This window comes from Aminipila terrae, assembly GCF_010120715.1.
GTDB classification, from domain to species: domain Bacteria; phylum Bacillota; class Clostridia; order Peptostreptococcales; family Anaerovoracaceae; genus Aminipila; species Aminipila terrae.
Window position 1 is genome coordinate 2,863,150 of the sequence record NZ_CP047591.1, and the last position, 12,521, is coordinate 2,875,670.

The following is a 12,521-nucleotide window of genomic DNA, read 5'->3' on the forward strand; positions in this document are numbered from 1 at the left end:
ATGCACTTTATTGCATATACAATTCTAGATATGAAAGATTATGCACTAATATGCATATAAAAGGAGGACTTTAATAAAAATGAAACATGTACATCAACCAGATTTGAAAATAACAGGAAGTTTATATGATAAAAATTTTGAACATGACAATTGCGGTATTGGAGCTGTTGTAAACATAAAGGGAATAAAATCTCATAAAACAGTAGAGGATGCACTGACAATAGTTGAAAAACTTGAGCACAGAGCAGGTAAGGATTCCACAGGAGAAACCGGAGATGGTGTGGGAATTCTGACGCAAATTCCTCACAGCTATTTTATTAAACACGTAAAGAATATTGAATTTCCTTCCAATGGAGATTTTGCTGTGGGTATGTTTTTTCTGCCACAGCAGGAGCTGCTTAGAAATCAGATAAAGAAACGATTTGAAGTTATCATAGAAAAAGAAGGATTAAATTTCCTTGGCTGGCGGGAAGTGCCTACCCGTAATGATGTCCTGGGAAATCGCGCTTTGGAGTGCAAGCCTGCCATCTATCAGGCTTTCGTAGGCAGACCAAGAAATTTAAAACCTGGCATTGAGTTTGACAGGAAATTATATGTTGCCAGAAGAATATTTGAGAATAGTAACGATAACGAGTCTAACGACACCTATGTATGTTCTCTTTCAAGCAGAACTATTGTATATAAGGGCATGTTTCTTGTAAAACAGCTAAGAATGTTTTATCTGGATTTACAGGAAAAAGATTATATCTCGGCTATTGCTATTGTTCATTCCAGATTCTCTACAAATACCATGCCTTCTTGGGAAAAGGCACATCCAAACCGTTACATTGTGCACAATGGAGAAATAAATACCATTCGTGGAAATGTAAATAAAATGCTGTCCAGAGAAGAAAATATGCATTCAGATGCCTTAGGACAGGATTTTTACAGAGTTCTTCCAGTAGTACCAAAGTGGGGTTCAGACTCCGCCATGCTAGACAATACTTTAGAATTTTTATATATGTCCGGTATGGATTTCCCAAAGGCAGTAATGCTATGCATTCCAGAGCCTTGGTGCAATGACAGAAACATGCGTCAGAAGAAGAAAGATTTTTATTTATATCATGGAACCATGATGGAGCCTTGGGATGGACCGGCTTCTATTGTCTTCAGTGATGGAGATATTGTAGGGGCTGTTCTGGACAGAAATGGATTAAGACCATCCAGATACTACATAACCAAGGATGGAAACTTAATTCTGTCTTCGGAGGTAGGGGTTTTGGATATTCTGCCGGAAGAAATCGAAGTGAAAGAGCGACTGAGACCTGGCAGAATGCTACTTGTAGACACAAAATCAGGAAAATTAATAAATGATAAAGATTTGAAAGATTATTATGCAGGAAGTCAGCCTTATGGTGAATGGCTGGAAAATAATTTAGTGCATCTAAAGGAATTACAGATTCCGAATCAGAGAGTTCCCTTTTATAAAAACCAGGAACTTGCCAAAATGCAAAAAGCTTTCGGTTATTCATACGAAGATGTTATAGATTACTTAAAGCCGATGGCTTTAACTGGAAATGAGCCTGTAATCGCCATGGGTGCAGACACCCCATTGGCTGCGTTGTCTGAAAAGCATCCTCCGCTTTTCAACTATTTTAAGCAACTTTTTGCCCAGGTTACTAATCCGCCTATTGATGCCATCAGGGAAGAAATCGTAACATCAACATACAGCTATTTAGGGAAGGACGGCAATTTGCTGAATGATGTTCCAGAGAATTGCAGGCTTCTTTCTGTGAGAAACCCTATTTTAACCAATACTGACTTACTGAAAATTAAAAATATGAAGGCAGAAGGCTTTAAAGTGGCCACGGTTTCAATAAATTATTATAAGGGAACTTCTTTGGAAAAAGCTGTGAATAATGTGTTCATACAAATCGACAGAGCTTTAAAAGATGGTGCTAATATAATCATTTTATCAGACCGAGATGTGGATGAATTCAGTGTACCAATTCCATCTCTTCTGGCTGTTTCTGCAGTACAGCAGTACTTAGTAAGAAACAGAAAGCGTATGTCTTTATCTCTGGTGCTTGAAAGTGGTGAACCTAGAGAAGTTCATCATTTCGCAACATTACTTGGTTATGGAGCAAGTGCCATTAACCCTTATCTGGCTCAGGATACAATCAAACAAATGATAGAGGATAATATCCTGGAAAAAGATTATTATGCGGCCGTGAATGATTATGCAGAAGGTATTCTTCACGGAATAGTAAAGATTGCTTCTAAAATGGGTATTTCTACTATTCAATCCTATCAGGGATCACAAATATTTGAAGCTGTAGGCATTAGTAAAGAAGTGATTAATAAATATTTTACCAATACTGTAAGCAGAGTGGGTGGAATCACCTTAAAGGAAATAGAGGAACAGATTAATACAAGACATTCCAGGGCTTTTGATCCCCTAGGATTAAACCAGGATTATGTTCTGGATAGTCTGGGGGACATAAAGTACGAAGCGGAGAAGAAGAGCACTTATATAACCCTCAAACGATTCATTTACTTCAGATGGCGACGAGAACTGGTGATTACAAGCTGTTTAAAGAATATACCAGAATGATAAATGAAGAAATGGGTGCTACTCATTTAAGAAATTTAATGGAATTTGATCCAAAGAATAAATCCATTCCTATTGAGCAGGTAGAAAGTGTTGATTCTATTGTCAGAAGATTTAAAACAGGGGCGATGTCTTATGGATCCATATCCAAAGAGGCACATGAGACTATGGCCATAGCCATGAATAAATTACAGGGAAAATCCAATAGTGGTGAAGGTGGAGAAGACTCTGAGAGATTTAAGCCAGATGCAGATGGAGTGAACAGATGCAGCAAAATAAAGCAGGTTGCGTCCGGCAGATTCGGAGTAACCTCTGAATATCTGGTAAGCGCGGAAGAAATCCAGATAAAACTGGCCCAGGGAGCCAAGCCAGGAGAAGGAGGTCAGTTACCTGCCGATAAAGTATATCCATGGATTGCTAAGACTAGACATAGCACCACAGGTGTGGGCCTGATTTCACCACCACCTCATCACGATATATATTCCATAGAAGATCTGGCACAGTTAATTTATGATTGCAAGTGTGCAAATTCAGATGCCAGAATCTCAGTGAAATTAGTTTCTGAAGCAGGTGTAGGTACGATTGCAGCGGGAGTAGCCAAAGCGGGAGCACAAGTTATCCTGATTTCCGGGTATGATGGTGGTACAGGAGCAGCTCCGAAAAATTCGGTATATAATGCAGGACTTCCATGGGAGCTGGGATTGGCAGAAGCTCATCAGACTCTACTGATGAATGGACTGAGAAGCAGAGTTATTCTGGAAACCGACGGAAAATTAATGAGCGGCAGAGAAGTGGCAATAGCAGCATTACTAGGAGCAGAAGAATTTGGATTTGCCACCGCTCCACTTATTTCCATGGGTTGCGTTATGATGAGAGTATGTAATCTGGACACTTGCCCTGTGGGAATTGCAACACAAAATCCGGAACTCAGAAAACGATTTTCAGGAAAGCCTGAATATGTAATGAACTTTATGAGATTTGTTGCAGAAGAACTGAGAGAATATATGGCTTTACTGGGCTTTAAGACTGTAGATGAAATGGTTGGCAGAACTGATGTATTAAAACCAAAGAATTTAAAAAGTGCAGAGAAAAAACTGTTAGATATCAGATGCATTTTAAACAATGGAATCGAAGATGGAATGCTCAACAGTATTCATACAAAAGGGGATGACTTTGACTTTAAACTGAGTGATAGTAAAGACATGACCATTTTATACAAAAATCTGAAAGATTCTATAGAAAAAAGTGAAAGAAAATCCATAGAAGTTCAGGTAAACAATCAGGACAGAACCTTCGGAACTGTACTGGGATCCATATTAACTAAAAAGTTTGGAAATAAACTGGGAGATGATACCTATCACATCAAATGTACTGGATACGGGGGACAGAGTTTTGGTGCCTTTATACCAAAAGGTCTGACTCTGGAACTGGAAGGGGACAGTAATGACTATATTGGAAAAGGGCTGTCTGGTGGTAAAATTATCGTTTATCCAAATAAGAAGTCAACCTTTAAACATGATGAAAACATTATCATAGGAAATGTGGCACTTTACGGGGCTACTTCAGGAAAAGCCTTTTTCAGCGGTGTGGCAGGTGAAAGATTCTGTGTAAGAAATTCAGGTGCAGATGCTGTAGTTGAAGGCGTTGGAGATCATGGGCTTGAGTATATGACAGGGGGCAGGGTAGTCATCCTTGGTTCCACAGGTAATAATTTAGCAGCTGGTATGTCTGGCGGTATAGCTTATGTTCTTGATGAAAAAGGGGATTTATACTCAAAATTAAACAAAGAAATTATTTCCCTGGAAAACGTAAGTAAAAGTGAAGATGTACTTGAATTAAACGAACTGATTAAGGAACATGTTAAAGCTACAAACTCCATTAAAGGAAAAGAAATACTGAAGAAATTTACAGAATATCTGCCTATGTTTAAGAAAATAATGCCTTATGATTATAAAAATGTTCTTAATCTGATTACGAAGTATGAAGAAATGGGTGTAGATGAGAAGACGGCACAAATAAAGGCTTTCTATGAAATAAAAGGAGGTATGCATTAATGGGAATGTCAACAGGCTTTTTAAAATATGAAAAGCGGACCAGTGAGGCACTGGAACCCTTAGAAAGAATAAAGAATTTTAATGAGTTTCATATCGCTCTTTCCAAAGAAGAGCAAATGGAACAGGGAGCACGATGTATGGACTGTGGTGTACCATTCTGCCAGTCAGGAATGATGATTGGTGGTATGGTATCTGGCTGCCCATTAAATAATTTAATACCTGAATGGAATGACCTGGTTTATCATGGAAATTACAGAGCTGCACTAACAAGGCTATTGAAACGAAATAATTTCCCTGAATTTACAGCAAGAGTATGTCCTGCACTCTGCGAAAAAGCGTGTACCTGCTCTTTACATGGTGATAGTGTCTCTGTAAGAGAAAATGAGCTGGCAATCATTGAAGAAGGTTATGATAACAGGATTATGCAGCCAAGAAAAATACTTAACCGTTCCGGTAAAAAAATTGCAGTGATTGGTTCAGGTCCCGCTGGGCTTGCAGCAGCAGACCAATTAAATTCCAGGGGACATCAGGTAACTGTTTTTGAAAAAGATGACAGGGCTGGCGGGCTTCTCATGTATGGGATTCCCAGCATGAAACTGGAAAAGCATATCATTAAAAGAAGAATAGATTTAATGAGAACTGAAGGTGTTGAATTCAGGATGAATGAAGGAATATCCGGGAAAAAACAGGCAGAAAAACTCTTAAAGGACTATGATGCTGTTGTTCTTGCATGTGGCGCAGCTCATCCACGAGATATCAACGTACCAGGCAGAAACGGAAAAGGAATCTATTATGCTGTAGATTTTTTAACTTCAACAACCAAAGCTCTTCTTGACAACTTCTTAGAGGAGGGTACGTATATTTCAGCCAAGGATAAAAATGTAATTGTACTTGGGGTGGAGACACCGGAAATGATTGTGTGGGTACAGCTATAAGACATGGTGCAAAATCTGTGATACAGCTGGAAATGATGCCAAAACCTTCTGAAGAGAGACTTGACAGTAATCCCTGGCCCAATGGCCTAAAACCCTTAAAACAGATTATGGGCAGGAAGAAGCCATTGCAGTTTTTGGAAAGGATCCTAGAGAATACCAGACGACAATAAAAGAGTTCATCTGTGATAAGGAAGGAAATGTGAAACAGGCCGTGCTTGTTAAACTGGAACAGAGAGTGGACAAAGAAACAGGAAAGATGCTCATGAAAGAGGTTCCAAAATCAGAAAAGACAGTTCCGGCGGATTTGGTTCTGATTGCTGCAGGGTTCTTAGGATGTGATATAGAAGTTGCTAAAACCTTTGGTGTTGAAGCAAATGACCAACTTAATGTCAGAACAGAGAATCAAGGGGAATATAATTATATGACCACCAGAGATAAAATCTTTGTGGCAGGAGACATGAGAAGAGGCCCCTCTTTGGTAGTATGGGCCATAAGAGAAGGCAGAGAAGTAGCAAGAGAAGTAGATAAATACCTGATGGGGTATACGAATCTGTAATATGGCAAAAATGACGTATTAAGCGTCATTTTTGTTTTTTACACATAAAAAACTAGATGAAAATAGTGAATTATCACTAAAAAATATTGCAAAATGAAATTAAAGATGATATGCTATAACGTATGTTTTTTAGGGAATATTATTATTCAGCAAATATTTAGGATGGAAGGAAAGAGGTCTAATTATGATTATTACGGATAGTCTGATTGATTATATCAGTGATTTATCCAGACTGGAACTGGAGGAAGAAGAAAAACAAAGAGCCAAAAAGGATTTGACTGATATATTAAATTACATGGACAAACTCAATGAACTTGATACAAAAGGCATGAGTGAAATGTCACATCCATTTGATAACCTAAACTGCTTTAGGGAAGATGATGTGACCAATAGGGATAAACGGGAAGAGATGCTTATGAATGCTCCTGATTGTAAAGGAGATTATTTCAAGGTACACAAAACAGTTGAGTAGAAAGAAGGTGTAGAAATGGCAGTAAAAGAGCTTAAGACTTTGTCTGCAGTTGAAATTGGCAGACTTATTAAGAACAGAGAAGTAAGTTGTAAAGAAGTAACCCATTATTATTTAGGAGAGATAAATAATAATAACAATAATATCAATGCGGTTTTAACTGTTAATGAAGAAAAAGCTGTTAAAACTGCAGAATCTATACAAAAAAGAATAAATAGCGGTGAAAATATATCCATCCTTGCAGGCGTTCCAGTAATCATAAAAGACAATATCTGTACAAAAGACATCAGAACTACGGCTGCATCAAGGATGCTTGAAAACTTTATTCCTCCATACAGTGCCGGAGTTGTAGAAAAGCTGAATCAGGCAGGTGCGGTTGTTATAGGAAAAGCGAATATGGATGAATTTGCTATGGGTGGCTCCACAGAAACTTCTTATTTTGGAATAACGAAGAATCCATGGAATGAGGCCTATGTACCGGGAGGATCCTCAGGAGGTTCTGCGGCAGCTGTTGCAGCAGATATGTCCCCTATGCTATCGGTTCTGATACCGGTGGATCTATCAGGCAGCCCTGTGCTTTTTGCAATTTAACAGGGATAAAGCCATCTTATGGAAGCGTATCCAGATATGGACTCATGGCCTATGCATCTTCCTTAGATCAGATTGGACCCATAGGAAAAAATGTTGAAGATTGCGCAGAAGCACTTGCTCTTATTTCCGGTCCGGACAACAGAGACAGTACATCTGTTATGAATAAGCCTTTTGATTTCACCGAATCTTATAAAGAAAATCTGAAAGGCATTAAAATTGGTATTCCAAAGAATTATTTTGGAAATGGATTAGATACCCAGGTAGCAGAAAAGGTTTTATCCGGGGCAGGGGTTTTAAAAGGTCTGGGTGCTGAACTGGAAGAATTTGAGATGCCGGGGATTGATTACGCTGTTCCGGCATATTACATTATAGCATGTGCTGAAGCCAGCTCCAATCTGTCAAGGTATGACGGAATAAAATATGGCTTTCGTTCAGAAAAGGCAAAGGACTTACTGGAAACCTATTATAAATCCAGAAGTGAGGGTTTTGGCTCTGAAGTGAAAAGAAGGATTATGCTGGGCTCTTTTGTTTTAAGTTCAGGATATTTTGATGCATATTATAAGAAAGCGTTACAGGTAAGAGCTATGATAAAGGAAAGCTTTAATAAAGCTTTTCAGAGATATGATATGATTTTAAGTCCTGTAAGCCCTACTACAGCTTATAAAATCGGAGAACAGATTTCAGATCCCATAGCCATGTATATGGCTGACATCTATACGGTTTCTGTAAATCTGGCAGGAGTGCCGGCTGTTGCTCTGCCCTGCGGTATTTCGGCAGATAATCATATGCCGGTGGGAATGCAGCTGATTGGTAATAGCTTTTCTGAACCTGTATTGGTAAAAGCGGCCTATGCATATCAGAAGGTAACAGATTTCCATAAGAGAGGAGGGATTTTGTAATGAATTATGAAATAGTAATGGGACTAGAAGTTCATGTAGAACTCGCTACAAAAACCAAAATCTTTTGTGGATGCAGCACTGAATTTGGAGGAGAACCGAACTCGCATGTTTGTCCTGTATGTATGGGCTTACCTGGAAGTCTTCCTGTTTTAAATAAAGAGGTTGTAAACTGTGCTATTAAGGCAGGGCTTGCATTGAACTGTAATATACAAAAAGAGAACCGGTTTGACAGAAAGAATTATTTTTATCCTGATTTACCAAAAGATTATCAGATTTCACAGCTTTATCATCCAATATGCAGAAATGGGTATATGGATATTAATGTGGATGGGGAGTCCAGCAGAATCACTCTTTGCGAGATTCACATGGAAGAAGATGCAGGTAAACTGGTTCATGATGCAGGAGGAACTTTAGTAGATTACAATCGATGCGGAGTGCCTCTTATTGAAATTGTTACCAATCCGGATTTTAGAAATGCAAAGCAAGTAGTGGCATTTCTGGAAAATCTTCAGCAAATGTTGCGGTATTTAGATGTTTCAGACTGTAAGATGCAAGAGGGTTCCATGCGTGCAGATGTGAATCTGTCAGTGCGACCTATAGGTGCGGAACAGTTTGGTACCCGGACGGAAATGAAAAACCTCAATTCCTTTAAAGCCATACAAAGAGCCATAGAATTTGAGAGTAAAAGGCAGATGGAACTTGTGGAGGCGGGTGGCATTGTTACACAGGAAACCAGAAGATGGGATGATGAAACCGGGGAAAGCTATGCTATGCGTTCCAAAGAAAATGCTCAGGATTACAGATACTTCCCTGATCCTGATTTACTTCCAGTTTTGCTTCAGGAAGAGTGGATTTGCCGCTTAAGGAATCGTATGCCTGAACTTCCTATGGAAAAAAAGGAAAGATATCAAAAACAACTGGGACTTTCTGAAGATATAGCAAAGACAATTATTGCCGTAAAGCAAATTGCAGAGCTGTTTGAATCCGCTGCAGCAAAGTCTGGGGAGGCAAAGCTTGCTGCTAACTTTATTGTAGGTGATGTACTAAGACTTCTAAAGGAAAGAGGGGTTGAACCTGAAAATATTTCCATAGATCCTAAGAAACTGGCAGCAGTAATCACTATGACTGAAGAGGGAAAAATTAACAGGAATGTTGCAAAACAAGTAATTGAAGAAGTTTTTGATCATAACACTGACCCGGTACAATACGTAAGAGAAAAAGGATTATTAGCCATTGAAAATCTGGAAATGATTCAAAAGGCCGTTGATGAAGCTATCTCAGAAAATCCTAAATCCATTGAAGATTATAAGTCAGGAAAACAAAAAGCGTTTGGCTTTTTAGTTGGGCAGGCTATGAGGAAGCTTTCTGGAAAGGCAAGCCCTCAGACTATTAATAAACTTGTCCAGGAAAAGTTGCAGAAGATACAATACGTTGCAATAGAGGAACAGGAAAAAAGGAAGAGGCAAAAAAAGCAGCTGAAGCTAAGAAATATGATGTTAAAGAATGGAATATTGCAATTGATGATAGTGAATCGGACGGATGTTACAGAACGGTAAACTGTAACCAGCTGAATGTTTCTAATGTTCATATGGAAGTTAAACTGGCAGGATGGGTAAGAAACATCAGAAATCATGGTGGCATTGCTTTTATAGACTTGCGAGATCATTATGGCGTTACACAAATTGTGGTTACGGAGAGTATGGTAGACAGACTGAATAAGGAAACGGTTATTTCTGTAACAGGTACGGTTTTAAAGAGAGATGAGGATACAGTAAATCCTAAGATTGATACTGGCGAAGTGGAAGTAAAAGCTTCTTCCATAAGAATTCTGGGTGCAGCACAGAACAATCTGCCTTTTGAAATTGATAATTCAGTGGATACGAGGGAAGATGTAAGGCTTAAGTATAGATTCCTCGACCTGAGAAATCCTAAAGTTCATGATAAAATGATATTGCGGTCACAGGTTATAAAGTATCTGCGAAATCAAATGGAAGAGCTGGGTTTTATGGAGATACAGACACCTATACTGGGAAATTCTTCACCAGAAGGAGCCAGGGACTATCTGGTACCCAGCAGAAAGCACAGAGGAACATTTTATGCATTACCTCAGGCACCTCAGCAGTTTAAACAGATGCTGATGGCGTCTGGGTTTGATAAATACTTTCAGATTGCTCCATGCTTCAGGGATGAAGATGCCAGAGCAGACCGTTCTCCGGGAGAATTTTATCAATTAGATTTTGAAATGGCCTTTGCCAACCAGGAGGATGTATTTGAAGTAGCCGAGAAGGTGCTTTACGCTACATTTAAACAATTTTCTGATTTGGAAGTGTCAAAACCCCCTTTCAGAAAGATTACCTTTGAAGAATCGATGTTGAAATACGGAAATGATAAACCAGATCTTAGAAATCCATTGATTATCACGGATTTGAGCGATTTTTTCAGGAATGTTGACTTTGCACCTTTTAAAGGGAAAACCGTAAGAGCAATCAGGGTTCCGGGAAAAGCCAGGATGCCGAAATCTTTTTTTGAGAAAATGGAGATTTATGCAAGGAGCATTGGCATGAAAGGACTGGGTTATATTACTGTGAATGAAGACATGTCCTACAAGGGACCAATAGACAAGTTCTTTACAGATGAACAGAGAATGATTCTGGCTGAAAGAGAAAAACTTCAGCCCGAAGATATCTTATATTTCATCAGTGATGAAAAAAGTGTAGTAGCCAGATATGCTGGATTAATCAGAACAGAAGTTGCAAGTCGTCTGAATCTGATTGATAAGGAAAAGTTTGAATTTTGCTATATCATAGATTTTCCTATGTATGAATTTAACGAAGAGCTGGGTAAGATAGACTTCACCCATAATCCATTTTCAATGCCTCAGGGAGAAATGAAAGCTCTGGTGGAAATGAATCCTCTGGATATTAAGGCATATCAGTATGATATTGTAGTAAATGGAGTTGAACTTTCCTCTGGAGCTGTCAGAAATCACAGACCTGATATAATGGTTAAGGCTTTTGAGATTGCAGGATATACGGAAGAAGATGTGAAAAGTAAATTTGGAGCATTGTATAAGGCATTTCAGTATGGGGCACCACCGCATGCAGGAATGGCTCCTGGTGTTGACAGAATGATTATGCTGCTTTCTCAGGAAGAAAGTATCAGGGAAGTTATACCATTTCCACTTGCTGCAAATGGACAGGATATGCTGTTTAATTCTCCAGGTTCGGTAGAAGAAACACAGCTGAGAGAAGTTCATATTAAATTAAGATAAAAAATAAAGTCGAGGATTTCAAGACACGGACTGTGAATTGAATGTTCTCGACTTTTTTTATAAACTCAATTTATAATTATAACAATTCTGCCCGGAGATCTTCAATAGACTGTGCAGACAAGTAAGCAGGAGGAATTTCTAAAACAGTTTTTGCACCATATATGCCTTCTGAAGAAAGCCTGTAAGCAGCTCTGGCATAGCATATTAAAACATTAGAAGTAAATTCCGGATTAGAATCAAGATTTAAAGAAAATTCAAATACATGATTATTTTCCTGGTTTATGCCTGTTTTTCCACTTCTTTGAACAAAACCTCCATGTGGCATGGCGTGATGATTTTTATTAATTCTTCATCACTGATAAAATGAACAGTTGTGTTATAATCAGAAAAATAATTAGGCATATTAACTATTTCTGAATATACTTTATCCATATCTGCATCTGGCTTAAGTGAAACATAGCATTCTCTGGTGTGCATTTCTCTTGCAGTATAAACGGGATGAGTCCCTTTTCTCACCTCATTGACTGCAGATTCCACGGGAATTGTATATTGTATGGCATTGGAAACCCCTTCTATACGTCTTAGTGCATCTGAATGCCCCTGACTGACTCCTTTTCCCCAGAATGTATAACTGTTGCCTTCAGGTAATATGGATTCCGCCAAAAGCCTGTTGATAGAGAATAATCCGGGATCCCAGCCAGCGGAAAGAACAGCAGCATGGTTAGTCAGCAGTGCAGAAGTGTTTACTGATTTAAAATGCTCGGAAATTTTTGCATGGGTGTCAAAACTGTCAACAATATTAAAATGTGAAGCAAATGCGGGACTCTGACTGATCAAATCCGTAGAACTGCCGCCGCAAAGTACCATAACATCAATTTCTTTTTTGTGATTTAATGCCTCTTTTACATTATATACTTTAGCCCCGTTGGTAAGAGGTTGAACGGCAGATGGATTACGGCGGGTAAAGATGGCAGCCAGTTCAAAATCAGGATTCTGATTAACAGCCAATTCTACGCCGCGTCCTAAATTCCCATATCCCAGAATACCTATTCTTATTTTTCCCATTCTTTTTTCTCCTATCAAATATAAATTTAATTATGTGCACAGCAATATTTCAATCTTATATTATATTAAATCTGTCATAAAGAATAGAACT

Annotated in this window: 8 protein-coding genes and 2 pseudogenes; 9 read left to right on the forward strand and 1 reads right to left on the reverse strand. The window is 38.6% G+C overall.

The window, feature by feature from the left end; translation table 11 throughout:
- Nucleotides 1-79: 79 nt before the first annotated feature.
- The 9 genes and pseudogenes from Ami3637_RS18730 to aspS all read left to right on the forward strand — a co-directional run bounded on the left by Ami3637_RS18730 (nt 80) and on the right by aspS (nt 11,365).
- The gene (locus Ami3637_RS18730; protein ID WP_330586644.1) at nt 80-2,593 is read left to right on the forward strand and encodes a glutamate synthase central domain-containing protein; all 2,514 of its coding nucleotides are present in this window, start codon (nt 80-82) and stop codon (nt 2,591-2,593) included.
- Nucleotides 2,542-4,644: a glutamate synthase-related protein gene (locus Ami3637_RS18735; protein ID WP_330586645.1), complete on the forward strand. Its 2,103-nt coding sequence runs from the start codon at nt 2,542-2,544 to the stop codon at nt 4,642-4,644. Before Ami3637_RS18730 ends, Ami3637_RS18735 begins: the two co-directional genes overlap by 52 nt.
- Entirely contained in the window at nt 4,644-5,579 is a 936-nt protein-coding gene (locus Ami3637_RS18740) for a glutamate synthase subunit beta (RefSeq protein WP_330586646.1), read from the forward strand. Before Ami3637_RS18735 ends, Ami3637_RS18740 begins: the two co-directional genes overlap by 1 nt.
- Nucleotides 5,564-5,749, forward strand: a complete 186-nt coding sequence (locus Ami3637_RS18745; RefSeq protein WP_330586647.1) for a hypothetical protein — start codon at nt 5,564-5,566, stop codon at nt 5,747-5,749. The genes Ami3637_RS18740 and Ami3637_RS18745 overlap by 16 nt, the downstream gene beginning before the upstream one ends.
- 29 nt (nt 5,750-5,778) lie before the next feature.
- Nucleotides 5,779-6,135 (forward strand): FAD-dependent oxidoreductase, encoded by a 357-nt coding sequence (locus tag Ami3637_RS18750; protein ID WP_330586649.1) that lies wholly within the window; start codon nt 5,779-5,781, stop codon nt 6,133-6,135.
- A gap of 184 nt (nt 6,136-6,319) precedes the next feature.
- Nucleotides 6,320-6,607, forward strand: a complete 288-nt coding sequence (gatC, locus tag Ami3637_RS13770; RefSeq protein ID WP_162363061.1) for an Asp-tRNA(Asn)/Glu-tRNA(Gln) amidotransferase subunit GatC — start codon at nt 6,320-6,322, stop codon at nt 6,605-6,607.
- Between the two features lie 15 nt (nt 6,608-6,622).
- Nucleotides 6,623-8,094 (forward strand): annotated as a pseudogene (gatA, locus tag Ami3637_RS13775) (Asp-tRNA(Asn)/Glu-tRNA(Gln) amidotransferase subunit GatA).
- Complete coding sequence (gatB, locus tag Ami3637_RS13780; RefSeq protein ID WP_162363062.1) at nt 8,094-9,650, forward strand: Asp-tRNA(Asn)/Glu-tRNA(Gln) amidotransferase subunit GatB; 1,557 nt, start codon at nt 8,094-8,096, stop codon at nt 9,648-9,650. Before gatA ends, gatB begins: the two are co-directional and overlap by 1 nt.
- A 32-nt stretch (nt 9,651-9,682) precedes the next feature.
- Nucleotides 9,683-11,365, forward strand: coding sequence for an aspartate--tRNA ligase (gene aspS, locus Ami3637_RS13785; protein WP_243158026.1), 1,683 nt, complete (start codon nt 9,683-9,685; stop codon nt 11,363-11,365).
- 76 nt (nt 11,366-11,441) lie between these two features.
- Here the strand turns inward: aspS and Ami3637_RS13790 are convergent.
- Nucleotides 11,442-12,430, reverse strand: a pseudogene (locus Ami3637_RS13790) (diaminopimelate dehydrogenase).
- Nucleotides 12,431-12,521: the final 91 nt, after the last annotated feature.